The sequence below is a fragment of the Streptomyces lincolnensis genome (assembly GCF_021173675.1).
Classification (GTDB): domain Bacteria; phylum Actinomycetota; class Actinomycetes; order Streptomycetales; family Streptomycetaceae; genus Streptomyces; species Streptomyces lincolnensis_B.
The window spans coordinates 740764-765791 of record NZ_JAIHON010000003.1 but is presented as its reverse complement, the minus strand read 5'-3'; the positions used below and the strand labels follow the sequence as shown (position 1 = coordinate 765791).

The 25028-nt window shown below is 70.5% G+C and carries 23 protein-coding genes and 3 pseudogenes; 12 read left to right on the top strand and 14 right to left on the bottom strand.

All coding sequences use genetic code 11. The annotated features are described in order from the left end of the window. Nucleotides 1-81: 81 nt before the first annotated feature. Nucleotides 82-1257, top strand: a complete 1176-nt coding sequence (locus K4B79_RS10635) for an epoxide hydrolase family protein (RefSeq protein WP_232026202.1) — start codon at nucleotides 82-84, stop codon at nucleotides 1255-1257. A gap of 133 nt (nucleotides 1258-1390) precedes the next feature. Here the strand turns inward: K4B79_RS10635 and K4B79_RS10630 are convergent. The 3 genes and pseudogenes from K4B79_RS10630 to K4B79_RS10620 all read right to left on the bottom strand — a co-directional run. Further along, nucleotides 1391-1744: pseudogene (locus K4B79_RS10630) on the bottom strand (helix-turn-helix domain-containing protein); the annotation flags it as partial. Nucleotides 1745-1827: 83 nt separating this feature from the next. Then, nucleotides 1828-2394, bottom strand: coding sequence for a peptidoglycan-binding domain-containing protein (locus tag K4B79_RS10625; protein WP_232026201.1), 567 nt, complete (start codon nucleotides 2392-2394; stop codon nucleotides 1828-1830). Nucleotides 2395-2989: 595 nt separating this feature from the next. Then, nucleotides 2990-4024 (bottom strand): LacI family DNA-binding transcriptional regulator, encoded by a 1035-nt coding sequence (locus K4B79_RS10620; protein ID WP_232026200.1) that lies wholly within the window; start codon nucleotides 4022-4024, stop codon nucleotides 2990-2992. A gap of 182 nt (nucleotides 4025-4206) precedes the next feature. Here K4B79_RS10620 and K4B79_RS10615 point away from each other — a divergent pair, with 182 nt between their 5' ends. The 5 genes from K4B79_RS10615 (at nucleotide 4207) to K4B79_RS10595 (ending at nucleotide 9512) form a co-directional block, all read left to right on the top strand. Next, nucleotides 4207-4989 (top strand): TIM barrel protein, encoded by a 783-nt coding sequence (locus K4B79_RS10615; protein ID WP_232026199.1) that lies wholly within the window; start codon nucleotides 4207-4209, stop codon nucleotides 4987-4989. 138 nt (nucleotides 4990-5127) lie between these two features. Further along, on the top strand, nucleotides 5128-6150 hold the full coding sequence (locus K4B79_RS10610) for a sugar ABC transporter substrate-binding protein (protein ID WP_232026198.1): 1023 nt from the start codon (nucleotides 5128-5130) through the stop codon (nucleotides 6148-6150). Between the two features lie 170 nt (nucleotides 6151-6320). After that, nucleotides 6321-7340, top strand: coding sequence for a Gfo/Idh/MocA family protein (locus K4B79_RS10605; protein ID WP_232026197.1), 1020 nt, complete (start codon nucleotides 6321-6323; stop codon nucleotides 7338-7340). Nucleotides 7341-7364: 24 nt separating this feature from the next. Then, nucleotides 7365-8387 (top strand): sugar phosphate isomerase/epimerase family protein, encoded by a 1023-nt coding sequence (locus tag K4B79_RS10600; RefSeq protein ID WP_308280428.1) that lies wholly within the window; start codon nucleotides 7365-7367, stop codon nucleotides 8385-8387. 207 nt (nucleotides 8388-8594) lie between these two features. Continuing rightward, entirely contained in the window at nucleotides 8595-9512 is a 918-nt protein-coding gene (locus K4B79_RS10595) for an NAD-dependent protein deacetylase (RefSeq protein ID WP_232026196.1), read from the top strand. 168 nt (nucleotides 9513-9680) lie between these two features. Here the strand turns inward: K4B79_RS10595 and K4B79_RS10590 are convergent, their stop codons facing one another. After that, nucleotides 9681-11264, bottom strand: a complete 1584-nt coding sequence (locus K4B79_RS10590) for a hypothetical protein (RefSeq protein WP_232026195.1) — start codon at nucleotides 11262-11264, stop codon at nucleotides 9681-9683. A gap of 474 nt (nucleotides 11265-11738) precedes the next feature. Further along, complete coding sequence (locus tag K4B79_RS10585; RefSeq protein ID WP_232026194.1) at nucleotides 11739-12554, bottom strand: helix-turn-helix transcriptional regulator; 816 nt, start codon at nucleotides 12552-12554, stop codon at nucleotides 11739-11741. Between the two features lie 72 nt (nucleotides 12555-12626). On the opposite strand from K4B79_RS10585, the gene K4B79_RS10580 reads away from it, so the two are divergent. Further along, nucleotides 12627-13343, top strand: coding sequence for an SDR family oxidoreductase (locus K4B79_RS10580; RefSeq protein WP_232026193.1), 717 nt, complete (start codon nucleotides 12627-12629; stop codon nucleotides 13341-13343). Between the two features lie 12 nt (nucleotides 13344-13355). Here the strand turns inward: K4B79_RS10580 and K4B79_RS10575 are convergent. The 3 genes and pseudogenes from K4B79_RS10575 to K4B79_RS10565 all read right to left on the bottom strand — a co-directional run bounded on the left by K4B79_RS10575 (nucleotide 13356) and on the right by K4B79_RS10565 (nucleotide 15724). Continuing rightward, nucleotides 13356-13836: pseudogene (locus K4B79_RS10575) on the bottom strand (hypothetical protein). A 136-nt stretch (nucleotides 13837-13972) separates the two neighbouring features. Then, nucleotides 13973-14767 carry a maleylpyruvate isomerase family mycothiol-dependent enzyme gene (locus K4B79_RS10570; protein ID WP_232026192.1) on the bottom strand — a complete coding sequence of 265 codons (795 nt, stop codon included), beginning with the start codon at nucleotides 14765-14767 and terminating at the stop codon, nucleotides 13973-13975. 75 nt (nucleotides 14768-14842) lie between these two features. Further along, nucleotides 14843-15724 carry a dioxygenase family protein gene (locus K4B79_RS10565; protein WP_232026191.1) on the bottom strand — a complete coding sequence of 294 codons (882 nt, stop codon included), beginning with the start codon at nucleotides 15722-15724 and terminating at the stop codon, nucleotides 14843-14845. Nucleotides 15725-15831: 107 nt separating this feature from the next. Between K4B79_RS10565 and K4B79_RS10560 the strand changes: the two genes are divergently transcribed. After that, nucleotides 15832-16329: a MarR family winged helix-turn-helix transcriptional regulator gene (locus tag K4B79_RS10560; protein WP_232026190.1), complete on the top strand. Its 498-nt coding sequence runs from the start codon at nucleotides 15832-15834 to the stop codon at nucleotides 16327-16329. A 302-nt stretch (nucleotides 16330-16631) separates the two neighbouring features. Next, nucleotides 16632-17183 (top strand): TetR/AcrR family transcriptional regulator, encoded by a 552-nt coding sequence (locus tag K4B79_RS10555; RefSeq protein ID WP_269463361.1) that lies wholly within the window; start codon nucleotides 16632-16634, stop codon nucleotides 17181-17183. Between the two features lie 64 nt (nucleotides 17184-17247). Here K4B79_RS10555 and K4B79_RS47705 read toward each other — a convergent pair whose 3' ends face one another. Together K4B79_RS47705 and K4B79_RS10545 are read right to left on the bottom strand one after the other, a co-directional pair. After that, nucleotides 17248-17466: a hypothetical protein gene (locus K4B79_RS47705; RefSeq protein ID WP_269463369.1), complete on the bottom strand. Its 219-nt coding sequence runs from the start codon at nucleotides 17464-17466 to the stop codon at nucleotides 17248-17250. A 30-nt stretch (nucleotides 17467-17496) separates the two neighbouring features. Next, complete coding sequence (locus K4B79_RS10545; RefSeq protein WP_232026188.1) at nucleotides 17497-18297, bottom strand: aminoglycoside phosphotransferase family protein; 801 nt, start codon at nucleotides 18295-18297, stop codon at nucleotides 17497-17499. A gap of 40 nt (nucleotides 18298-18337) precedes the next feature. On the opposite strand from K4B79_RS10545, the pseudogene K4B79_RS10540 reads away from it, so the two are divergent. After that, nucleotides 18338-18645: pseudogene (locus K4B79_RS10540) on the top strand (IS110 family transposase); the annotation flags it as partial. A 71-nt stretch (nucleotides 18646-18716) separates the two neighbouring features. Here K4B79_RS10540 and K4B79_RS10535 read toward each other — a convergent pair. Beyond that, nucleotides 18717-19187 (bottom strand): hypothetical protein, encoded by a 471-nt coding sequence (locus tag K4B79_RS10535; RefSeq protein WP_232026187.1) that lies wholly within the window; start codon nucleotides 19185-19187, stop codon nucleotides 18717-18719. A 337-nt stretch (nucleotides 19188-19524) separates the two neighbouring features. Here K4B79_RS10535 and K4B79_RS10530 point away from each other — a divergent pair, with 337 nt between their 5' ends. Further along, a complete protein-coding gene (locus tag K4B79_RS10530; protein WP_308280424.1) occupies nucleotides 19525-19902 on the top strand; it encodes a hypothetical protein in 378 nt (125 codons plus the stop codon). A 124-nt stretch (nucleotides 19903-20026) separates the two neighbouring features. Here K4B79_RS10530 and K4B79_RS10525 read toward each other — a convergent pair whose 3' ends face one another. From K4B79_RS10525 to K4B79_RS10515, 3 genes are all read right to left on the bottom strand, one after another. Beyond that, nucleotides 20027-20821, bottom strand: a complete 795-nt coding sequence (locus tag K4B79_RS10525; protein ID WP_232026186.1) for a DeoR/GlpR family DNA-binding transcription regulator — start codon at nucleotides 20819-20821, stop codon at nucleotides 20027-20029. A 65-nt stretch (nucleotides 20822-20886) separates the two neighbouring features. After that, on the bottom strand, nucleotides 20887-21939 hold the full coding sequence (pdxA, locus tag K4B79_RS10520; RefSeq protein WP_232026185.1) for a 4-hydroxythreonine-4-phosphate dehydrogenase PdxA: 1053 nt from the start codon (nucleotides 21937-21939) through the stop codon (nucleotides 20887-20889). Next, nucleotides 21936-23210 carry a four-carbon acid sugar kinase family protein gene (locus tag K4B79_RS10515; RefSeq protein ID WP_232026184.1) on the bottom strand — a complete coding sequence of 425 codons (1275 nt, stop codon included), beginning with the start codon at nucleotides 23208-23210 and terminating at the stop codon, nucleotides 21936-21938. Before K4B79_RS10515 ends, pdxA begins: the two co-directional genes overlap by 4 nt. A gap of 218 nt (nucleotides 23211-23428) precedes the next feature. On the opposite strand from K4B79_RS10515, the gene K4B79_RS10510 reads away from it, so the two are divergent. Continuing rightward, nucleotides 23429-25027, top strand: a complete 1599-nt coding sequence (locus K4B79_RS10510) for an ABC transporter substrate-binding protein (RefSeq protein WP_232026183.1) — start codon at nucleotides 23429-23431, stop codon at nucleotides 25025-25027. Nucleotide 25028 lies beyond the last annotated feature (1 nt).

Sequence of the window (25028 nt, the reverse complement as noted above, 5' to 3'; positions counted from 1 at the left end):
TGTACAGCGGTGCGCAGTGGAATGTGTTGCACACCAGCGTGCAATGAAAGGTTGCGCTGTGCTTCGAAGCTCAGGAGAAGGGTGAAGAAGACAATGACCGCACCGACACCGCCGCCCTCGACCCTCGTCCGCCCGTTCGCCGTCTCGATCTCGGATGCGGAGATCGACGACGCGAAGCAGCGACTGGCCAAAACTCGATGGCCGGATCCGGAAACGGTGGGCGACTGGTCACAAGGGGTTCGCGTAGAGAACGCCAGGTCTCTGGTCGACCACTGGGAGCACCGCTACGACTGGCAGCGCCTTGAGTCCGAACTCAATCGCTTCCCCCAATTCCTGACCGAAATCGATGGACTGGACATCCACTTCATCCACGTCAGGTCCAAGAACCCCAACGCGATGCCGCTGATACTCACGCACGGATGGCCGGGCTCGATCGTCGAGTTCCTGAAGCTGATCGGCCCGCTGACCGATCCGGTTTCATTTGGAGGAGACGCCGCCGACTCATTCGACGTCGTCGTCCCGTCACTCCCCGGGTTCGGGTTCTCCCAGAAACCCACGGAAACCGGATGGACCGTATCGCGCACCGCAAGCGCATGGGTGAAGCTCATGAAGCGTCTCGGCTACGCGAGATGGGCCGCGCAAGGCGGCGACTGGGGTGCCGTCGTCACCACCGCCCTCGGGGCCATGCAACCTGAGGGGCTTCTGGGAATTCATCTGAACACCCAATATGCCTTCCCCGCCCAGATACCCGACACCTTGTCGCCCGAACAACGCTACGCCGTGGAGACCCTCGCCCTCTACACCGGCGATCTCGGTGGGTCGAACCACCTTCAGCGCACGAAGCCGGAAACTGTCGGATTCGCCCTGGCGGACTCTCCGGCCGGTCAGGCAGCCTGGATCTACGAGAAGTTCCAGTCCAAGACCGACAACCACGGGCTCGCCGAAGACGCCCTCGGCATCGACGACATGCTCGACGCGATATCCCTCTACTGGTTCACCAACAGCGCAGCGTCGTCCGGTCGCATCTACTGGGAGAACAAGTCGGGCACTCTCGCCGGCCCGAAACTGACGCTTCCGGTTGCGGTGACCGTCTTCCCGAGGGACATCCCACGCCTGCCACGAAGCTGGATCGAAGACACCTACAGCAATCTGATCCACTACGGCGAGGCCGACAAGGGCGGGCACTTCGCCGCTATGGAACAGCCCGAGATCCTGGTCAACGAAATCCGCACCGGCCTGCGCGCCCTTCGTTCCTGACGCCAACGCGCGAGCTCAGGAGCGCACGCGTATCGCTCGGGCATGCCTTACCAAAGGCGTGACGCATAACTGTCGCCGATGTCCTGAGCCTGTTCTTCTTCCGGCCTCGAACGATGCCTCGAACTGGATCGTTGCGTGACGACCAGCGGGTGAAGGGCTGGCCGAGCTTGGCCGGTCGGGCGGTGGCCGTCGCCGCAACGAAGTCCTCGTCGTCAGGGCTGAGCAGGCGGGGACGGCCTCCCGCCCATCGGGGGTCCAGACAGGCCAGGCCAATCTCGTTGAACCGATGGATCACATCGCGCATCGTGTCCTCGTCGGCCGCCACGAGTAAGCGACTACCGGCACGCGGTTCCCGTCGGCCGGCCGAGGCCAGCAGCGTCATCGCCCGCCGGTAGCGCACCGAGCTGGTGCTGCCCCGGCGCACGATCTGCTGCAGCTTCTGCCTCTCCTGGTCGGTTGGTGTGCACACACGGACGGGCTCAGCCACCGCGCCTCCAGCGGTCGGACCGGACGTCACCCCACATCCAACCGCCACGGCCACCAAACCGGCACACCTACGCGATCACAGCACTAGACGATGGTGCAGGTTCGGGCGTCGTAGCTGGCCTTTCGGTCGTTCCCGTCGGCGTCGGCGAAGTGGTAGACCCCGTTGACACGTGAGATCGCGATGTCCCTGTACCGGCCGTCGTACTTGTCGACCGTCCCGTCGCCGTCCGTGTCCCTGAGTCGCTTGCCCGCGGCGGCCCAGGTGTCCTTCCCCACCGAGCCATCAGCGTCAACGGGGCTCATGTAGTTGGCCTGCCACGTATGTGTGGCGATGGTGGTGTTGTGGCCGAAGTAGCCGTCGATCTGGTCCCTGTGGCCACCGCTGGAAGAATCCGCCCAGAAGACGATCTTCTGCCACAGGCACGTGGCGTTGGAATTCCGGTTGTAGCCCCCGAACTCGGCGACGATGCCCTCGTCGGTCCAGTCGTCCGTGAAGTCTCCGGCGCCCTGGATATAGGTGTTGCCGTTGTAGGAGTTGGACGCCGCGGCGGGAGTGGTCATGGAGGCACTGATGCCAAGGGCGAGGAGTGTGGCGGTCAGGGGAACCGCGGTCTTGCGCAGGACGCTGCGGATCTTGCTGGAGGAAGCCATGGGTCTCCGGATCAAAAGAGCAGGCCAATGAGCTTGCTCGGACGGATGAAGCCGAGTTGGTCTACGACCTCGGCAGGAGATAAGAGGCTTTTGTTGTGGTCGGTGTCAGCCCCGTACGACGGGACAGTAGCCCGGTCCGGTCGCTGAGTGTGTCGGTCGTTTGCCCCACACGTCACGGATGGCGAGAGGCCGTTGCTCAACTGCCTGGGCACGGAAAGCGAGACGGACGGCAGCTCCGGACCCCGCGATCGTCCAGGCCGTTCGCGGGCGGGGCTGCGCGGCGGGAGTTGACGCCTCAGCAGAACAGGCGCAGGACCCCCTGGCGGGTGTTGCAGCCGTCGGCGGCATCCTCGCCGGTTCCAGTGCCGGAACTTCGCGCGCTCATGACCGTCCCGCGTCTCGGCTGCGTTCTTGAGGAGTTCGACGGGTCGGCCGACAGGCCAAGCCCGTGGACGCGGGGAGGTCGGCCGGCGAGGTCGTAAGGCATCCCAGGGAGCTCAGCCGTCTGCGGCGCGCAGCGGCGGAACTCCCCCGGAGCCGGGGTGACCTGTCCGCGGAGGGCGATGACCGTACGCGGCGTCCACCACCCCGCAGGTCAGATGCGGAAGGGCGCGGCCGTGGTGCTGCGGATGACGAGGCGTGGCGTGACGACGATTTCCCGGTCGTCCTCGGTCGCCTCCCCTTCCAGTCGTGCGACGGCCCGTTCCACGGCCAGGCGGGCAAGTTCGGGGACCTCCTGCCCGACGGTGGTGAGATCGACGTGGGCCAGGCGGGCGAGGTGGCTGTCGTCGAAGCCGACGACCGAGATCTCGTCGGGCACCGCCACCCCGGCGCGCAGGAAGGTGTCGAGGACGCCGATGGCGCAGTGGTCGTTGAAGGCGAGGACGGCGGTGGGGCGGGAGGCGTCGGCCAGGAGCGTACGGGCGGCCGCGGCGCCGTGGTCCTCGGTCAGCCCGCCGGGCACCAGGCGGGCACGGTCGGCCAGGCCGTGGCGGTTCATGGCCGCCTTGTAGCCGCGGCGCCGGTCTGCCGCGCCGGGCGCCCTGCCCCCGTCGATGTGGACGATGTCCCGGTGACCCAGTGCCACCAGGTGGTCGACCGCCTGGCGGGCGCCCTCGTCGTCGGCCGCGCGGACGACGTCCACGTCCTGCGCGCGTGGGCGCAGGCGCCGGGCCACGGAGACGACCGGCAACTGTGCCGCGAGGTGTGTCAGCCGGGACACCGGTGCGTGCGGGCTGAGGAGGATCAGCGCCTCGCACCGGTCGGTGAGCAGTGTCTCCACGGCGTGCTGTTCGCTGCGGCTGGGTGCGACGGCGCTGAGGGCGATCTGGTATCCGGCGGATTCCGCCGCCGTGTAGAGGGCCTCCACCATGTCGGCGTGGAAGGGCTGTTGGAGGTCGAACTGCACTCCGAGCAGGTGCGAGCGACTGCTGCGCAGCAGTCGTGCCCTGCTGTCGGGCCGGTAGCCGATCTCCCGCGCGGCCTCCAGTACCCGCTCGCGGGTTGCCGCGCCGGCCCCCTTGGCACCGCGCATGACGATGGAGGCGAGCGAGACGGACACGCCGGCCCGTGCCGCGAGGTCGGTGAGCGTCGGCCGCTTTCCGTCCGGGACCGCAGGTAGCGAGGGCACCGCCGGCCTTCCTGATCGATGGTCCTCTTCAGGGTGATCGTAGACGGAGCCGAGCCGGTGACGCACCGGCCACAGGGACTGCAACGTTCTAGCGCAAATGTCCGCACAAACTCTTGACAGGCCGCCGCGGTGACTGGCGTACTGCTCCTGTTCCTCTGCAACGTTCTAGTCCTGGAGCAGTCATGTACACGTTGGCGGTCTGTGCCGAGATGGTCTTCCGCGACCTGCCCATCGAGGAGCGGGCGCGGCGCATCCACGAGGCCGGCTTCCAGGTGGAGATCTGGGACTGGACCCGCCACGACCTGGACGCGCTCGCCCGTACACCAGCCGCGTTCTCCTCGATCACCGGCTACATCCGTGGAAGCCTGATCGACCCGGACGGGGTCGCCGAACTGCTGCGCACCGCCGAGGAGTCCGTCAAGGCCGCCGAGCACCTGGGCTGTCCCCGGCTCAACGTGCACGGCACCGGACTGGACGGCGAGGGCCTGCCCGTGGTGCCGATGAGCGGCGAGCCCACCGGCGAGATGTGGATCGCCGCGCACCGCACCCTCACCCGCCTCGCCGAACTGGGCGAGAGCGCGGGCGTCATCTTCACCCTGGAAAACCTCAACACCGCCGTCGATCACCCCGGTGTCCCCTTCGCCACGGCCGCCGACACCTTCGCCCTGGTCGCGGCGGTGAACCGGCCCGGGCTGAAGATGAACCTGGACCTGTACCACGCCCAGATCGGCGAGGGAAACCTGATCGAACTGGTCCGCCGGGCACACCGTGCGGGTCTCATCGGCGAGATCCAGGTGGCCGACGTACCCGGCCGCTGCGAACCCGGCACCGGCGAGATCAACTACCCGGCCGTCGCCCGGGCCCTCACGGACCTCGGCTACGACGGCACGGTCGCGATGGAGGCGTGGGCGTCCGGCGACAGCGAGGCCGCCGTGGAACGGTTCCGCGCCGCCTTCAGCCTCTGACCCTCCCCACCGACACACCCAGCAAGCCGCGCCGCCTGCCGGTGAGCGGCTCCTTCACCCGCCGCACGGGGGGGGGATGTCATGCCTCCCTCCGCGCGCGTCGCCCCGTCCCCGCATTCAGCACAGTGAGGTGCCGACATGACGAACCGCCCGTCTTCCTTCCGCTCCCGCAGACTCACCCTTGCCGTGGCCGTGGCCGCCAGTGCGGCACTCACCCTCGCCGGCTGCTCCAGCGGCTCGGGCGGCAAGAAGGCCGAGGAGAGCACGGACGGCGTCTCCGCGGGCAAGGCCACCACGCCCCGGATGACGGTCGCGATGGTCACCCACGCGGTGCCCGGGGACACGTTCTGGGACACCATCCGCAAGGGCGCCGAGGCCGCCGCCGCGAAGGACAACATCAAGTTGATCTACTCCTCCGACCCCAGCGGGGGCAACCAGGCCAACCTGGTGCAGAACGCGATCGACCAGAAGGTCGACGGCATCGCGGTCACCCTCGCCAAGCCGGACGCGATGAAGGACGTCGTCGCGAAGGCGACGAAGGCCGGCATCCCCGTGGTCGGCTTCAACTCCGGTGTGAACGACTGGAGGAGCCAGGGGCTGGTGGAGTACTTCGGCCAGGACGAGACCGTCGCGGGTGAGGCGGTCGGCCGGAAGCTCAACTCCCTGGGCGTCAAGCACACCCTCTGCGTGATCCAGGAGCAGGGCCAGGTCGCCCTGGAGGCACGCTGCGCGGGTGTGAAGAGCGGGTTCGAGGGCAAGACGGACATCCTCTACGTCAACGGCGCCGACATGCCGTCGCTGAAGTCGACGATCACCGCCAAGCTCAAGCAGGACCCCTCCATCGACGAGGTGGTCACCCTCGGCGCCCCCTACGCGCTGGGCGCGGTGGGAGCGGTGTCCGACGCGGGCGGCAAGGCCAAGGTCGCCACCTTCGACCTCAACAAGGAACTGGTCAAGGCCGTCCAGAACGGCAGCATCCAGTTCGCCGTCGACCAGCAGCCCTACCTGCAGGGCTACCTGGCCGTCGACGGCCTGTGGCTCTACAAGAACAACGGCAACTACAGCGGCGGCGGTGAGCAGCCGGTCCTGACCGGCCCGGCTTTCGTCGACAAGTCCAACGTCGAGACCGTCGCCGGGTTCGCCGCGAAGGGCACGCGCTGAGGACCCTGGCCCGGCTCCCGGCCGGACCCGAGCGGGCCCGGCCGGGAGCCGGATCACCGCCGTCACGCTCCGGCAAGGAACTTACCGTCAGGTCGTCGTAGTGCCGGGTGCGGGGCTCGGGTCTCTGCGGGCTCACGCACCACCACATCGCCCTGCCTCGAAAGGATTCCATGATCCACCACGACTCCCTCGGCGTCGCGGTCATCGGCGCCGGCCGCATGGGCGCCGACCATGTACGGCGGATCAGCGAGGTGACCAGCGGCGCCCACGTGGCCGCCATCGTCGACCTGGACGCCGACCGCGCCAAGGCGATCGCCGCCGGTGTCGAAGGATGCGCGGCCTTCGACGACGTGGCCGAGGCGATGGCCTCCCCTGCCGTCGACGCGGTGCTGCTCGCCTCCCCCGGCGTCGCCCACGAGGCCGCGCTGCTCACCGCGTTCGACCACGACCTGCCCGTCCTGTGCGAGAAACCCCTCACCCCCGACGCCGCCTCCGCGCTGCGCGTGCTCAAGGCAGAGCAGCGGCTCGGTCACCGTCGCGTGCAGGTGGGCTTCATGCGCCGCTACGACCACGAGTACCTCAAGCTCAAGTCCCTGTTGGACAGCGGCGAACTCGGACGGCCGCTGATGATGCACAACCGGCACCGCAATCCCTCGTCCCCGCCGGACTTCACCACCGCCATGCTCATCAACGACTCGGTGACGCACGAGATGGACATCATCCGCTGGCTGCTCGGCCAGGAGATCACCTCCGTCACGGTGATGCGCCCGACGTCCTCCGGCAACGCCCCGCAAGGGCTGGCCGACCCGCAGTTCGTCGTCTTCGAGACCGACGGCGGGGTTCTGGCCGACGTGGAGATCTACGTCAACGCCCGCTACGGCTATCAGGTCCAGGCCGAGGCTGTGTGCGAGAACGGCACGGCCCGGATCGGCGACCGGCACGACATGCTCGTCACCTCCCGTGGCCGCTGGGGCGGCACGGTCACCCCCGGTTTCGTCGAGCGGTTCGAGGAAGCGTACGACCGCGAGGTCCAGGCATGGGTCGACGCCACCCGGCGCGGAGAGGTCACCGGGCCCAGCGCCTGGGACGGCTACGCCGTGGCCGCGGTCTGCGAGGCGGGCGTCCGCGCGCAGACCGAGGACCGACGCATCGCGGTGGAACTCGCCGACCGGCCCGCCCTCTACCGCTGACCCGGATCGCCACCGAACCACCGGATCACCGGATCACCGGCGGACAACCCCGCCCCCGACGACGACACCGGAGACAGGGAACCTCATGAAGATCGGTCTGAACACCGACAGCGTCGGGCAACTCACGCTCCACGAGACACTCGACCTGGCTGCCGAACTCGGCCTGGATTACGTCGAGTTCGCCACGGGTGCCTGGTCCACGGCCCCGCACGTCGACATCGACCAGCTGCTCGACAGCGAGCGCGCACGCCGCGACTGCTGGCCAAGATCACCGACCGGGGGCTCGCGATCAGCGCCCTCACCTGCTCGGGCAACCCCCTCCACCCCGGGCCCAGCGGCCGCGAGCACGACCAGGTCACCCGCAGGACGATCGCCCTCGCGCCGCTTCTCGGCGTGGACCGTGTGGTGATGATGTCCGGCCTGCCGGGAGGGCCTGGCGACGCCAACCCCAACTGGATCACCGTCTCCTGGCCGCCGGAGACCACCCAGATCCTCGAATGGCAGTGGACCGAGGCCGTGCTCCCGTACTGGCGGGACCTCGTGGCTCACGCGCGAGACCGGGGCGTGGGCAAGCTCTGCCTCGAAATGCACGCCCACCAGGCCGTCTACAACGTTCCCACCCTGCTGCGCCTGCGCGAGGAGGTCGGACCGGTCGTCGGCGCCAACTTCGACCCCAGTCACCTGATGTGGATGGGAGCCGACCCGCTCGCCGCCATCGAGGCCCTGGGCGAGGCGATCTACCACGTGCACGCCAAGGACACCCGCCTGGAACCGCTCCGCCAGTCCCTGACCAGCAGGCTGGAGACCCTCCCGGTCATGGCCGCGAAAGACCGCTCCTGGAACTACGTCACCCTCGGCTACGGCCACGACGACGCCTTCTGGCGAGCCTTCTGCCTCGCCCTGCGCCGCGCCGGCTACGACGGCGTCCTGAGCATCGAGCACGAGGACGTCCTCATGGGTCCCGTCGAGGGCGTGACCAAGTCCGTCGACCTGCTGCGCCGTGTCGCCCTGCGTGACCCCAGCTCCTACAAACCCCAGGAGGTCTGACGACGCCCCGGGGGGGCAGGTCCGCGCATGCCCGGCAGCCCAAGACCATGACGTGCCCCGGGGCTGCGCCGCCTCGCGATCCGACGGCTTCGCCTTCATCGAGCGCGCGGTTCGGCTGCGCTGCATCGGGCCGCGCGTTGAGCCTCGGCGCGGCTCCCGCCTATCGTGGCGATGTCTGCGCGCGACGGGATTCCGTACCCTTGCGGCATGCGCATGCGTCCCACCCTGAGCTGGACCCCTGCCGAGGACCTGCCGCCCGGCACCACGGATCTGGGGCCGGTCGTCGAACTTCTGCGCGCGGGCGGTGTGCTCGTGCTCACCGGGGCCGGTATCTCCACGGAGTCGGGCATCCCCGACTACCGGGGCGAGGGCGGAAGTCTGGGGCGTCACACACCGATGACCTATCAGGACTTCACCGCCAGTGCCCAGGCCCGTCGTCGATACTGGGCGCGCAGTCACCTCGGCTGGCGCACCTTCGGTCGTGCCCGCCCCAACGCCGGGCACCGGGCCGTGGCGGCGTTCGAGCGGCACGGACTGCTCTCGGGTGTGATCAGCCAGAACGTCGACGGCCTGCACCAGGCCGCGGGCAGCGAGGACGTCGTCGAGCTGCATGGCAGCCTGAGTCGGGTCGTCTGTCTGTCCTGCGGTGCCGTCAGCCCGCGTCGCGCACTCGCCCTGCGTCTGGAAGAGGCCAACGCGGGCTTCGCACCGACAGCCGCCGGAATCAACCCCGACGGCGACGCCGACCTCACCGACGCGCAGGTCGGCGACTTCCGCGTACTGCCGTGCCTGATCTGCGGCGGCGTCCTCAAGCCGGACGTGGTGTTCTTCGGTGAGACGGTTCCGGCTCCGCGGGTCGAGCAGTGCCGCCGGCTGGTCCGGGAGGCGAGATCACTTCTCGTACTGGGCTCCTCCCTGACCGTGATGTCCGGGCTACGGTTCGTCCGCCAGGCGACCCAGGCCGCCAAACCCGTCGTCATCGTCAACCGGGACCCCACGCGCGGCGATCAGCACGTCCTCACCCGCGTCGCGCTCCCCCTGGGAGCCGCCTTGACCAGCGTGGCCGACCAGCTGCACCTCCGCGTCGACGCGGAGCCCGCCGCGGAAGCCGCCGGAGAGGCCTGAGCGGGGCTGATCAGGGGGGCGCCATTGGGTCGGCCCGGACATCGGTTAGATCGGCCAGCAGACGGGATCCGGCCTGGCTGAGCTTGAGTTTTGACCTTCTTGGCGGCGTCGCCTGCCACGAACCCCTCGACACTCCCACGTGGGCGCAGGAGTCAACCGGAGCTTCCTCTACGCCTGCGGCCTGACCTGCCGGCCGTCCGTCTTCAACAGTCGGTGGATCGTGTCCAAGTCGAGCGCCGCGTTCGCAGCCGCATCGTGGGCCAACTCCTCGTCGTCGAGGAGTACGGCCAGCCGGGACTGCGGAAGATTCGGGTGGCGCGTCGCCGCCGCCCTCACGGCATATTTCGGGTCCTGGGTGAGCCGCTCCGCGGCTGTCGGCTCCGTTTCGGGGTCGCGTGCGGCCAAGGCCCGGACCTCAGGGTCCTGGTGGTCGGCGAAGGCGGCCAGTCCGTTGGTCGGGAAGTTCGGCCGGGTGGTGAGGTGGCTGCGCTCGGGGCCGGTGTACTCGAGGAAGCTGCGCAGCAGAAGTGGTGCGGGGGCGTCCGGATGGTTCTGGGCCAGCAGGACGCGTACGCCGAGGTCGTCGTCGGCGGCCAGGCGTGCGACGAGGTCCGGTGGCAGCAGGTGGTCCCTGGCTGCCTGTCTGCGCAGCAGTGGGTGGTGGGAGAGTGCGTCTCGGCGGATGGTCTCGTGATCCCGGGGCACTTCGGGCGCGGGGTGGAAGACGAAGGGATGGTCCATGGGGACCTGGTAGTCGATCTGGGCCCGTTCGTCCTCACTCAGTGCGGGGTGGAGGGACACGGCCAGCCGGACGTCGGGGTGGGGGTCCGTCATGAGCGTACGGAGCTCGGCCGGTCCCAGATCCGCGCGGTACGCGACCTGCGTGCGCACGTCCGGGTCCGGATCGGCGACGAGTGCGCGGCACTCGGCCGGTCCGAGGTCTGCGCGCTGCGCGATCCGGCCCCGTATCTCCGGATCCGAGTCGGCGGCCAGGACGACCACCGCGTCGGGAGGAAGGGTGGGGTTGACGGCGATCATCGCCTTGTCGTCCTTGCCGACGGGCCGGGCGAGGACGCCGTCCACCACGGCTCTGCTCAGGGCGCGGTGGAGCAGCAGGTCGGTGCGGGCGTGGCACGGTCGGTCGGGGAGCGCGCTCTCCACCCACGCCGGATCCTGCAGGCGGGCATGCCGCTGAGCCGTCTCCCGGACCTCGCCGTCGGGGTCTGCGAGGAGGGCGGCTCGCATGTCCGCGGGCAGTGATGCCCACCCGCCGACCCCCCAGCGGCGGACCTTCGCGATCGGATGGGTGGGCATGGCTCGGCGCAGCCCGGTGGAGATCTGCTGGTAGAAGGAACCGCCCAGGAGTTCGTCGTCGTACGTGCTGATCATGTGGACGACGGCCTCGTCGGGCAGGGGCCGGGGCCGGGCGGGGGCGGCCACCCGCGGTCCCTCGGCCAGGTGCGCGCGGACGAACCACTCGGGATCATCCAGCAGCCGAACTCGCTGGGCCGGATCGACATGGGAGTTACGGGCGAAGAAGCTGCGGGTGTAGGTGTCGGGGTGCTCGATCACCGCGTCGACGACGTTGTCGGGCAGGATCCGGTCCCGGCACAGCACCATCCGCGCGGCAAGCGGAGCGTCGGAGAGCAGCCGCAGGAGGATGCTCTCCGGCACGGACGGGTTGAGAGCCAGCCCGGCGAGCCGACGGGTGGGCAGATCGGCGTCCGCCCAGATCTGCTCAGGCGTAGGCATGCCTCGTACCCCCAGGTGTCGTCCGGCATCGTGAAGACTTGGTGCACGATTATCCGCGTTGCACAGCGACAGGCCGAGCGTAGGGATAGCGCCGTCCAGGGCCGTCCAGACGGTCGCGCGTCGGCGAGGTGGGCTTCCCGAGTCCGACGCGGATGGAATACATGCCATGCGAACTGCAGAGTTCACCTCATGCGGATCTGGCCGGCGCCGAACCATAGTTACCGAGGTCAAAACTCAAGCGGACCACCCCGCGAGACGACAGAGGCCTTGGACAAGCCCTATCGCCTCAGCTCAGAAGACACTTTCGGCGTGCCGCTCATGATCCGGACACGACCCCGAGTGAAACGCGCACGGTAAGAGGCCGTGCAGATGGGCGGCGTGGAAGGTCTCAGTACCAAGGTGGGCACAGGCCCGAGTGATCATGTAGTTGCCACGCTCTGTCACTGCTGGGGAAACCTACGCGCGTCTTCCGTTTCAGGTCGCCTGCCTGGCCAGCCTGTGCAGGGCCCGCGAGGCAGGTGATCCGGGGTCGGCCGTGATCAGGACGACTTCCTGGTCTTCCTCGGGTACGAGCAGGACGTCACAGTTCAACCGCAGCGTGCCGGCTTCCGGGTGGTCGATGGTCTTGGTGCGGTGCCCGGGAGCGTGGACCGGACGTATCTGCCAGATCTGCCGGAACTCCTCGCTGCCGGCGTGCAGTTCGGCCAGGAGCGCGGTCAACTGCGGGTCCTGCGGGTAGCGGTCGGCGGCCCGGCGTAGTCGCGCCACCACGATGTGCCCGAACTCCTCGGCGCCGGCGCCCTCGTGCATCCGTCCCTGGCCCAGGAAGCGGCGCCGGGCCAGGTTTGTCGTCCCACCTGCGAGGTCACCGCCGAGCAGAGCTTGGGCCAGGGGGTTCCAGGCGACGACGCCGTACGCCGCGTCGGTGACGATGGCGGCGGTCTGCGGCAGTCGCTCCAGCATCCGGGCCACGTGCGGGCGTACCCGCCGCACGACGTGGCTGCCGGGCGGCGCGCTCGATCCCGCCAGGCGGAACAGGTGGCTGCGCTCGGCCGGTGTGAGCCGCAGCGCCTGAGCCAGCGCGTCCAGGATCCGGGCCGACGGCCGCGGTCCGCGGGCCTGCTCCAGCCGCGTGTAGTAGTCGACCGACATGTGGGCGAGGTCCGCCACCTCTTCGCGGCGCAGGCCCGGCGTGCGGCGGGCGGTGTCCGTCGTCGTCAGACCGATCTCGTGCGGGTGCAGGCCCGCCCGGCGGTCCCGCAGGAAGCGGGCCAGTTCCTGCCGTGCCATGCCGCCTCCCGCCGCCTGCCTGGTACAGGTTGTCCCTGGCGGGGCGCCCACCGCCGGAGGACCGTAGTTGCCATGAACGATCGCACAGCTCTGGTCACCGGTGCCGACAAGGGCATCGGCAAGCACATCGCCCGGCTGCTCGCGGCCGAGGGCCTCACCGTGTACGTGGGCTCCCGCGACCCGGGGCGCGGACAGCGGGCCGTCGAGGAGATCGGCGCCGGCGCCCGGCTGCTGGTCCTCGACGTGACCGATCCCGACGGCATCGCACAGGCCGCGGCCCAGGTGGACCGCCTGGACGTGCTGGTCAACAACGCCGGCATCGCACCGTCGCTGGCCCCGCCGGCCGACACCGGCGTCGAGGAGTTCCGGCGCACTTACGAGACCAACGTGTTCGGGGTGGCGGCGGTGACCAATGCCTTCCTGCCCGCCCTGCGCCGGTCCCCGCATCCGCGCATCGTCAACATCTCCAGTGGCACCGCGTCGTTGACCTGGAGTACGAACCCCAATCCCCAGTTCACCCCGGGAAGCGGTGGCGCCGCCGCCTACCGGTCGTCCAAGGCCGCCCTCAACGCCCTCACCGTCTTCTACGCCCAGACGCTGGCCGAGGACGGCTTCAAGGTCAACGCCTCGCCCCCGGCCTGCGGGCCACCGATCTCACCCCCCGGGGCCGCCGCTGCCGGCGACGACCCGGCCGAAGCAGCGCAGGGTGCCCTCCGCCTGGCCCTGCTGCCGGACGACGGCCCCGCCGGTGGCTTCTTCTCCTGGGACGGAGCTCCCGTGCCCTGGTGAATTGGTGATCCGTCATGGGCGGCACCGAGGGCGGGGGCCCAGCGGTGGGTGGTCCAGGCTCGGCGGATGGGACTGCGGACGGTGATGATCGTGTCCGCGAGGTCAAAGCAGGCGTTGACGACGGTCGAGCGGAGCCTGTAGCAGTGGGCAGGGCGGTGGAAGGCGTTCTGCCAGGCGTGGGTGCGCTCTCCAGGTGCACCGTGATGCCGTCGGCAGAGGTCCGAGGCCGTCCAGGAGGTCCAGGAAGTGGAGATCCGGCGTCGGCGCGAACAGCGGCGAAGCGGCGAGTCGTGGCGGTTGGCCCCGGCCAGGACCCGGCCGAGCGGGATCCCGTAGCCGGGTGAAGACGCCGAGCCGGATCCACTCGTCACGGCGGTTGCGGATGGCACCCCAGTGGGCGGGACGGATCGACCGTCGGGCGCTCGGGCAGCAAGGCAGCGAATTGGTCCCACAGCGGGCCGGTCAGCCAGGCTGGCCGGCAGCACGGGCACAGGTTCCCCCGGTGAACACAGAGCGTCGCAACTCCATGATCAAGGAGACCTGTGCCCTCCTCGCTGCCTGGGTCTCCATCCCGCCTATCCGCGCGGGCGCTCAGGCGTGTTCCGTGCCTGTTGCCTCGGCCGCCGGGCTCAGAACCCGGGGAAGACCCTGCGCAGGTCGTCGAGGGTGACGGTGTCGCCGGTGAGGGTCACGGAGGGCGGGGTGTGGGCGGGGGCGTGGCGGCCGGTGACGAGTCGCAGCCACCACTCGGCGGGGGCCGTCAGCACGGCGTCGGCGTTCTCGGGTTCGCCGGTGAGCGCGACCGTCTCGCCGATCGAGAGACCGAAGGCTCGCTCGGGTGCTGTGGTGTGCACCGCGACGGCGACGGGGCGGTTCTCCAGGGCGTCCGCCTTGCCGATGAAGCCCAGCAGCATGCCGGCCTGGTCGAGGAGCGGCCCGGTCGCGGCGGACGCCAGGGGCGTCGACGGGTCGAAGGCCGCCTCGACGTCCCACGTGTGGTGGGTGAACTCACCGAGCCGGAGCCCCGCCGCGGTCGCCACGTCCACCGGCGCGGGCAGGAAGCCGAGGTCGATCCGGAGGTCGCTGCGGGCCCCCGCGTCGAGGCCCTCGTAGCGTTCGACCAGCGCCTGGTTGGCGGTGACGAAGCCTTCGGCGCGCTCGGCCGGGGTCATCGCGTCCCAGCGGGCCCACACCGACTTGTTGAAGTCGCCGTCGGGGGCACCCGTACCGCCAGACGCGCCCTCCAGTGCGGCCAGGCCGATTTCGGCGCCGCTGCCCAGATGGCTGAGCACCTGGGAGATGTCCCACTCCGACGCGCCGGACGGGCGGGTGAGATCGGCGGCGGTGAGTTTGTGCACCACGGCGGCGAGGTGGTCGTGCCCGCTGCGCAGGGCGTCGATGATCCGGTCTGCGGCTTCGGTCATGTTCGTTTCCCGAATGAAGGCGATCTGATTCGGTGTTGTCGTCACACGGACGCCGGTGTCACACCGCGGTCGGTGTCACACAGCGGTCTGGAACGAGCGCTTGGAGAAGCCGACCGTGTACCCCTCGACGGTGGTCCGCACCGGCCGGTCGGGGTGCGCGGCGGCGCCCAGGGTGATGAACAGCGGGATGTAGTGGTCGACGGCCGAATGGGCGTACGGCATACCGGGCGCCCTCGTCCGGAACGCGGCGAGTTCGTCCACGGCGCCGCGTGCGAGGGCGTCGGCGGACCAGGCGTCGAAGTCGGCGGACCAGCCCGGGACTTGGCCTTCGAGCATCGCACGGGTGATGAACGGCAGCCCGTGCGTCATAAAGCCGGACCCGATCACCAGCACGCCCTCCTCGGTCAACGGCCTCAGCCGCGCGCCGATGTCGAGGAGCCGCTCGGGATCCTGGGTGGGCATGCTGAGCTGTAGTACGGGGATGTCGGCCAGCGGGTACATGGCCATCAGCGGCACCCAGGCCCCGTGGTCGAGCCCTCGGCCGGCGTGCTGGTGGACCGGTTCGCCGTCCGGCATGGTTCCGGCGACCCGGCGGGCGAGCACGGTCGCGTCGGGGGTGTCGTACCGCATCGTGTAGTAGCGCGGGTGGAAGCCCCCGAAGTCGTAGACGAGCGGGGTGTGCGCGGCCGGTGCGGACAAGGACAGCGGGGCGGACTCCCAGTGCGCGGACACGATCAGGATGCTCTTCGGCTTGGGCAGGGACTGCGCCCACTCGAACAGTTCGCACAGCCACGGCCCGTCGTCGAAGAGCGGGGGTGCCCCATGACTGAGGTAGAGCGCGGGCAGCGGTCCGTCCTCGGGTGTCCAGGGGCGCTGGGTGCGGGCCCGCGGTATCGCGTCGACCAGGAACCGGTCGTACGCCCCACCGGGCACCTCGGGGTTGAGGATGGAGTTCATACCAGTCCTTGGGTGCGTCCCAGCGCGGGCGGCGCCTGACTTGACGCTTCAACCACAACCTAGACGGCCTTGACTTGAAGGGTCAAGCGATCACCTAGACTGCGCCCATGCACGACGGCCCCGACGACACGGCGAGCGGGCCCCGCTGGCTGGACGCGGCCGAGCGGGAGGCCTGGCACGCCCTGGTCGGGGTGCTGCTGCGGCTCCCCTCCGCCCTGGACGGCCAGATGCAGCGCGACGCCGGGATCACGCACTTCGAGTACGTGGTCATGGCCGCCCTCTCCGAGTCCGCGCACCACACCCTGCGGATGAGCGATCTGGCCTGCCTGAGCACGGCGTCCCTGTCCCGGCTCTCGCACGTGGTCAAGCGCCTGGAGGAACGCGGCTGGGTGCGCCGCGCCCCTTGTTCCCACAACGGCCGCTACACCGAGGCCCGGCTCACCGACGAGGGCTACGCCAAGGTCGTAGCCTCCGCGCCCGGCCACGTGGAGACGGTCCGCGACCTGGTGATCGACGCGCTCAGCCCCGAACAGCTGACACAGCTACGGGACATCGGGCAGACGATACTGAACCGTATCGCGGCCCAGGACGTGTTTCGAAAGTAGCCTCGTCCGTCCGAAGGGCACGCCGGCCGGCGCCCTGTGGCTACGTACCCCGATGGGCCCTGTGATGGGCTCGGTCATCGCAGGGCGTCGTCGGGGCGGGCTGTCCGGATCGCCAGGGCGCGAGGAGGGCGCGCAGGCGCCGCCGAGCCACAGCGCGCCCTGGAGGGTGAGCGTGTCGACGATGACGCCGCCGACCAGCGCACCGAGACCGATGGACAGGTTGAACACCGCCACCCACAGCGAGGAGGCCGCTTCCACAGCCTTCGGGGCGGACTTGATCCGCGGTCACGTCGGCCACCGAGCTGTTCTGGCAACGCGGTTACCACGCCACCTCGGTGCGCGACCTGGGTGACGAGCTGGAACTCACGCCCAGCAGCCTGTACCGGACGTTCACGGACAAGCACACGCTGTTCCTGCGCGCGCTCGACCACTACCGGGCCACCGAGTCGGCTCAGGCCCGGCAGCGGCTGGACGCGGCGGACCGTCCCGTACGGGAGGTGCTGCGGGAATGGATGCTGTGGCTGGTCACCTGCCCGGCCGACGGCACGCCCGGCCGCGGGTGCTTCGTGGTCAACGCCGCCACCGAGCTCGGCACCACCGACGAAAAGGTCCGTCAGCGGACCGAGGCCGCCTTCGAGGTCACCCAGCGGGCCCTGCGCTCAGCCCTGGCCGAGGGCCGTGACCGTGGCGAACTGACCGCCGGCCTCGACATCGACGACGCCGTGGAACTGCTGTTCACCACGGTGCTCGGCCTGCGGGTGCGGGAACGCGCCGGCCACGACATCGAGCGTCTGACCGCCGCGATCGATCTCGCGATCCGCGCTCTGGGGCCCACGCCCGCGGAACCTTCCTGACGGCACCGGGATGTGCCACTAGCCTCCCCGTTTCGGTTGGCGTGGCTGAGCTGAACTGGGCCGATCACGGGGGGCCGCGCTTGTAGGTGGCGGCTGCCTGCTCCTTCTCGGAGTGGTAGGTGACCAGGGTGGCGTCGAGGTCCAGGACCAGGCAGGGCAGGTCGCGCCCGCCCGCGTGGGAGCCGTGACGTGAGAAGGACCGGCTGATCCTGCTGGACCGTGATCCGCAGGTGGTCGCGCGATCCCCTCGCAGCCGTTGTGCCGGGCACGACGGCACGTGCAAGCGCCGGCATGCTGCGCACGTCTACGCCGGTCAGTTCAGCAGGGCAGCTGTGAACGTCTGACGGTGGTCCACCAGCCAGGTCTGCATGCGATCCCAGCGTTCCCATCCACCACGCTCGGCCAACGCCTGGAGATAGACGGGATCTCCGCCGGTGACGCGGCGGGCGACGAAGGCCCGGCAGACCTCCGTGGCCTGCTCGATGACGCCGGGCAACTCGGCGCGGTCCCGCGCCGAGAGGCCGTAGCTGTCGGCGAGAATCCGCAGCCGTGCGGCCGCATCCAGCCCGGGAGGATAGAAGGCGGCCGCGGACCGGGGATCAAGCATCGGCACCCAATAGCGGGCGGTCATGGCGACGTCCCAGAGGGCACGGCCCGGGGCCGCCAGGTCGAAATCGATCAGGGCCGCGGCGCGACCGTCACGGAAGACGACGTTGTCCGGGCACACATCGTTGTGGCACAACATCGTTCCCCCCTCCGGGTCGGCGAGGTCCGGGGGCCACGCGGCGCGGGTGTCGACCGCGACGGCCGCGCTGGTCGCATGCAGACGCCGCAGCAGGCTCCCCACCGATGCGAGGGCGGAACTCGTCATCGCCCAGTCCGGGAACGGTGGCAGAGCCACGTCACCACGGATGAAAGTCAGCTGCTCACGGCCATCCGCGGTGAGACCGACAGGGGTCGGCGCCGCGTCGAAGCCGTGCTCCTTCAACGCACGGAGATAGGCATGCAGGGCGTGCGCGTTGCGCGGCGCCGGTCGCTCCACCAACTCCCCCCGGCGGAAGACCGCCCCCGCGTTCATCATGCCGCCGACCAACACCTCGTCTTCAGCCGTCATGAGGATCACGCTATCGCCAGATCGACCGCCCGCGCGGCCCGAGGCGACCCGCACCTCGCACCGGATACACGGCCTGCTCACCCCGTTCCACCCCAGCCTGGAGCGCGTTCCGGGCCCGCGCTTGGACCACCCCGTGGTGATCTGGCTGCTGGAACGCTACGGATCGTCAGCCGCCCTGCGGAAAGCCGGACGCCGCAAGCTGGTTGAGGTGTTCCGGCCCAAGTCCCACGCATGACCCAGCGGTTGACCGACGAAGTGCTCGACGCGCGCGACGCGCAGACCGTCGCGGTCCCGAGCACCGGCACCCTCGACCTCGTGATCCCGCCCCTGGCCCGTTCGTTCGCGGCCGAGGAACCTCGCCCAGGACCAGCCGACAGCGCGCCGTCACATGCGGGTTGCGGGGGGGACACGACCAGAGGTCAGCCGCAGCGGATGTCCCCGGTGCTGAGGCGGTAGGTCACCCCGCCCCGGACCAGCGAGCCGCTCAGGTGGATGCAGTGACCGGTCGCATCGAACCAGGTGTAGAGCGGGCCCGCGTAGTAGTGGTAGTTCTCCGGGTGTTCCGGCGGCGGGTCGGCTATGTAGTCGCCGCTCTCGTCGTGGAGGTACAGCTTGATGTTCGACGCCAGCCCGTCGTAGGGACTGGACCAGAACTTCGCACAGTTGCGCTTGGTCGAGGCGTTCCAGTAGGTACGCGCGTAGCCGCCGCCGTTGGCCCCCGAGGGACTCTTGGCCCAATACGTCTTGCCGTCCCAACTGCCACTGCACTCAACGGCGCTGGGCGCGGCCGCCCCAGCCGGTGCCGCCTGGGCGGCGGGCGCGGCGACCATCCCGAGCATCAGCGCCATGACACCAAGGCCCAGCAGCTGTGTTCTCCGCAAACGCTTCATCCGCAACTCCCGAGTGAAATGCCACTGATCTGGTACATGACAGGTCGCACTCGTCATGCTCTGCTTGTCGTGGACGCCACTGCCGACTCTTCACGAAATCTCCGCCTGATCACGTCGGCGGACCGTCGACGGAGCCCGTTGCGGCGCCGGGGCCGGCTGGTGATGCGTCGAGGCGAGGTCGCGAATGCGTGGTCACTTCGATTCGGCACTCGCGGGTGGTGCGGCGGGCTCAGCGGGCCGTCAGAAGAAATATGACAACGGTGAGACAGGAACCCCCTGACCGAGCCCGCCCCGACCTGCTGCGCCAAAAGGCTTAGGAGCCGGCGAAGGGCGCGAGATGCGCGTCCAGAAGCCGCCGTCGCGCAGGTGGCTGCGCGCATCCGCGCTCCCATCTGCACGTCACGCGACCGTGGTCGACTACGACAACCGGGGCGGCGCGTTCCAGGCCACCTCGCACCTCCTCGCCGAACAGCGCCACGACGGCCATCTCACCGCGCCGCGTGCCCACTCGCTCCCGTACGAGGAGGACCTCGACCTGTCCGGCCTGTACACCCGCGCCTCGGGATACCGCCGGGTGCGCGACGTCCCCCACGCCGCGGACCTGACACCGGCCCTCACCACGGTCCGGGTCCCGTACGAGGAACTGGGACGGACCGCCGTACGCCTGGCGCTCGACCGTGAGGACACCATCAGGGCGACGATCACGTGGTCCTGAGCACCCAGTTGGTGATCCAGGAGTCGGTGCGGCCTCCGCAGTGACGGGGCGGCTGTCGCCGCCCCGGCCGTGTCCGCGGCCGGCAGGACCGCGCAGACCGAATGTCCGCTCGACAGACCGGAGTTCAGGGATGTTCGGTCATCGGTGCCGGTTGGGTCAGGACGATGGTCATGCCCCTGGCCCGCAGCTCGTCCAGGACACGAGGGTCCGCGGAGTCGTCCGTCACGAGGGTCCAGCCCTCGCGCAGAGGGGTCCAGGCGTGGAAGGGGCGACGGCCGAGCTTCGCGGCGTGCGCGAGGACGTAGACGTGGTCGGCGCGCTGGGACATCAGTTCCTTGAGCCGCGTTTGGCGCAAGTCGGCTTCGCAGATGCCGTGTTCGGGTGAGATGCCGTCGGTGCCGAGGAAGACGCGGTCGAAGGTCATGCGTTCCAGCGCCGCCTCGGTGAGCGGTCCGACGAAGCCCTGGCTCAGCGGGCGCAGTGTGCCGCCCAGGCACTCCACATGGATCGTCTCGACGTCGGACAGCGCCTGCAGCGCGGTCAGGCCGGTGGTCGCGACGGTGATGTCCTTGACGGTGCGCAGTTCGTGGGCGAGCGCCCCGACCGTGGAGCCCGCGTCGAGCAGTAGGTTCTCGCCCGGTCTGACCTCTTGAGCCGCCCAGCGGGCGATGGCCTGCTTCGCCGGGAACGCCTCGCCGATGCGCTGGCGCAGCGAGGCCTCCGGGTGGGCGGTGAGTGCCATCGCACCGCCGTAGGTGCGTGCGAGCCGGCCGTCGTTGGTGAGCTTGGCCAGGTCGCGGCGGATGGTCGAGGCGGTGACGCCGAACCGTCTGGAAAGTTCTTCGACACTCGCCAGGCCGGTGGTGGTGGCGAGGTGGACGATCCGGTCGCGCCGGGCCTTGGAGCCGATCGCAGGCATCGGTGTTCGTTCCTCTGGTGTCCCGTGGTGCCCTGTCATGCGGTGCGGGTGGCTATGCCCACCGGTCAGCCGGCGGGCGGGGCGGCGGACATCTCTGCGGCCTGGCGCAGAGCCTCGACCATGCTACCGGCCTCGGCGCGTCCGGTCCCCGCGATGTCGAAGGCGGTGCCGTGGTCGACGGAGGTGCGGATCACGGGGAGGCCGACGGTGAGGTTGACGCCGGTCTCGATGCCCAGGACCTTGACGGGGCCGTGCCCCTGGTCGTGGTACATCGCGACGATGAGGTCGTAGTCGCCGCGCGAGGCCAGGAAGAACGCCGTGTCCGCGGGCAGCGGGCCGCGCGCGTCGATGGCGTCGGCGCGGAGGGCCTCCAGCGCGGGAACGATCTTCGTCTCCTCCTCGCCGTATCCGAACAGACCGTTCTCGCCGGCGTGCGGGTTGATGCCGCACACGCCGATCACCGGGTTCGGGACCCCGGCGCGCACCATCGCCTCGTGGCCGCGGCGCACGGTGCGCTCCACCAGGCCGGGCTCGATGCGGTTGACGGCGTCGATCAGCCCGATGTGCGTGGTGACGTGAATGACCTTCACCTTCGGTGTCGACAGCATCATCGACACCTCCTCGACGCCCGTGAGGTGGGCGAGGAGTTCGGTGTGGCCGGGGAACAGGTGGCCGCCTGCGTGCAGCGCCTCCTTGTTCAGCGGTGCCGTGCAGATGCCCTGTACCTCGCCACGCAGCGCGAGGTCGGCGGCGACGCGCACGTACTGGTAGGCGGCGTCGCCCGCCACGGCGGACAGCTCGCCCCAGGGCAGGTCGGCGGGGAGCAGACCGAGGTCGACGATGTTGACGCGGCCGGGCGTGAACTCCGCCTGTGCGGGACTCTCGACCGGAACGATCTCGCACGCGACGCCGAGGATGCCGGCCGCCCGGCGCAGGCGTTCGGCGTCGCCCACGACCACGGGACGGCAGCGGCGCAGCGTGTCGGGGTGCAGCAGTGCCGGCACGATGACCTCCGGTCCGATGCCGGCGCCGTCGCCCATGGTCACGGCGATGACCGGGAGCGCGCGTGCGCCGGACGCGGTCTGCTCGGCGGGGGCGGCAGTGGGGGCAGCGTTCACGGGGTTACTCCTGTGGGGTCGGTCGGAACGAGAGGTGCGCCGCCGGGGCGCAGGGCCCGGGTGATGCGCAGCAGTGAGTCGGCCTCGCCGTAGCTGCCGGGCCGGGTGACGACCCGGCGGCCGTCAGGGGTGTGGGAGAGCACGGCGCCGTGGTGGATCTGGCCGACGGGCCGCAGGTGGGTGATGCTCAGGGCGTCCAGGACCCGGCGGGCGGTCTCGCCCCCGATCAGGACCAGGTCGCCGTCGTGCGCGGCCTCGGCGACGGTGTCGGCGAGCGCGGCGGCGAGTCGGCGGGCCTGTGCGAGGACCGGACGACCGGCGACGCGGACCACGGTGACCTCACCGGGCCGGACCTCGACCCGTTGCCGGGTGCGCAGCAACGCGTGGGCGGTGAACGGCACCTGGTGCGCGCCCTCCGCGACGAGGCGGGAGACCTGCTCGGCGGCCGACGGCTCGGCGGTGCCGACGACGACCAGCAGCGACCGCCCGCGGGCGGTGGGACCGCGGGGCGGCCCGAGGGTCCCTGCGAGCGTGGCCGGATCCGCGTGCCGCGGAGCGGCGGTACCGCCGAGTGTCCCGAGCACGCGTCCGAGCGCGCCCGCCAGGCCGCCGGTACCCAACAGCCGTACTCCCGGACCCAGTTCGAGTGCCGTCGCGGCGATCGCGTCGAGGTCGGCGTCGGTCTCCGCGTCACACACCGGGTGCCGACCCTGCGCGAAATGCGCAGCCATGGCGTCCCGGAGCGCGTGGCGCGCACCACGCACGACCGCGAGCGGCAGCGGCGCTGTCGGCAGGTCGCCGAGCGCGTCCCGGACGGAGCGCGGGGCCGGCCGGGACTCCGCCTGCCAGGCGCGTGTCGCGTGCAGCGGAACGCCCCGCAGACGGACCACGCCGTCGCGCACGGTGCGTTGTGCCGCCGGCAGGGCGGTCGCGATCACCACACCGCGGCAGCCGTCCGCGTAGGCGGTGGCCTCCGGGGCGAGGTTGCCCCGCAGCAGCGAGTCGACCTTCTTGAACAGCACCGTGCCCGCCGGGGCCGAGCCTGTGACGGCGCGCACCGCGCGTGCCGCCTCGGCGCCGGGCAACTGCCGGGAGTCGAGGTCGACCACGAGCGCCCGGCCCTGGTCAGGGACCGGAACCGGGTCCGGGACCGGGTCCGGGACCGGCCCGAGCAGGATCCCGGCCGGCGGGCGGAGTGCCACCGCGGTCTCGGCGGCACCGGTCAGATCGTCGGCGAGGGCGAGTACGCGGCGGTCGGGGACGAGGGACACGGGTACCTCCTCGGACGGCCCCGGTCGGGCCGCCTCGGTGACCGATGATGACACGGACTGCGCGATATGCGCGAGACCTCTTGCGCACATCGCGCAATCGTGCCACCTTTTCCGGCGCGACACCGTTCGCTTCCCGCTGTCGGGCCCGCCCCGGCCCGCCGCGAGAGCCGCACGAACACCACGAGCCGGTCGCACCCCGGAACGCGAGAAGGTCGACGATGACCCCAACCTCCCCAAGCGCACCCCCGGACCGCCCGCCCCACGAGTCCCTCACCCGCCGCACCCTGCTGCGCTGGAGCGCGCTCGGCGGCGCGGGCCTCGCCCTCGGCCCGCTGTCCGCCTGTGCCGGACCGACCGGAGCCCCCGGTCCCGGCACCCTCACCCTCGGCCTGAACCGCTCCCTCGTCAGCCTGGACAACAAGCTCAACCAGTTCGACGCGGCGGTCACCGTGCAGCGCGCGGTCCGCCAGGCCCTCACCCGCATCGGGCCCGGCATGAAACCGCAGCTCGTCCTCGCCGACCGCTTCACCATGAGCGGGCCGACCGCCTGGAGCGTGCGGCTGCGCGAGGGCGTGTGCTACTCCGACGGCAGCCCCGTCACCGTCGAGGACGTCGCCACCGCCCTCACGATGTACGGCAAGGTCAACGGCTCCTTCATTCTCAGCCTCTTCCCGGAACTGCCCACCGTCGAGAAGACCGGCGAGCGCACCTTCACGCTGCACACGAAGCGTCCCGTGCCCGGCCTCGACGGGCTGATGGCCAGCATCCACATCACCCCGGCCGCCGCCAACCGCCCCGAGGAGTTGCAGAGCGGCGTCGGCTCGGGCCCGTACCAGGTCGCCAGGGCCAACAGCGGCGCCGGCGAGTACACGCTCGCCCGCAACCCCCGCTACTGGGGCCGCGCGCCGCACGTCGACACCGTCCGCGTCCGTTTCGTGCCCGAGGAGTCCAGCCGCGTCATCGCCCTGCGCAGCGGCGAGCTGGACGTCGTCGACACACTCACTCCGGACTCCGCCGAGCAGCTGACCGGCCTGCCGGGCGTCGCACTCCAGGAGACCTCCGGGACCCGTATCTGCCAGCTCTTCTACAACTTCCGCAAGAAGAACCCCCATCCGCTCGCCGACGCCCGCGTCCGGCGCGCCCTCAGCCTCGCCGTCGACGGCGGCTCCCTGATCCGCGACGTCCTGACCGGCTCCGCCGAAGAGGCCCGGGGAGTGGTCCCCCTCGCCCTCGAAGGCGCCGTACGCACCGGCGAGTTCGCCTACGACCCGGGCCGGGCCCGGGCACGCCTGAAGGCCCTGGGCGCGGACGGGCTGCGGATCCGGATCATCTGGGAGACCGGCGAGTTCGCCGCCGACAGCTCCGTCATGGAAGCCGTCGCCGACATGTTCCGCGACATCGGCGTGCGCGCCACGCTCCTGGAGTTCGAGCCGGGCGGCGACATCCTGAAGTGGCGTCAGGGACGCGGCGGCGACTGGGACGTCATCGGCAACGGCTTCCCGGGCCCGACCGGCCAGGCCCTCACCTCGCTGCAGGGCATGTACGGCGGCACGCCCGAGAAGGAGCGCACCCGCGACACCTACATGGGGTACGTCGTCCCGGACGTCCAGCGCAAACTCGCCGACGCGGCCACCGAGACCGACGACGCCACCCGCGAGCGGAAGCTGGCCGCCGTCCAGCACGACATCTGGGACACCTGGCCCATGCTGTGGGCGTTCGCGCCCAAGACGCTGCTGGCCCGCCGGGACCGCGTGCACGACCTGGGCCTGCTGAAGCTCAACTCCTATGACCTGTCCGCCGTACGGCTGGAGGGCTGAG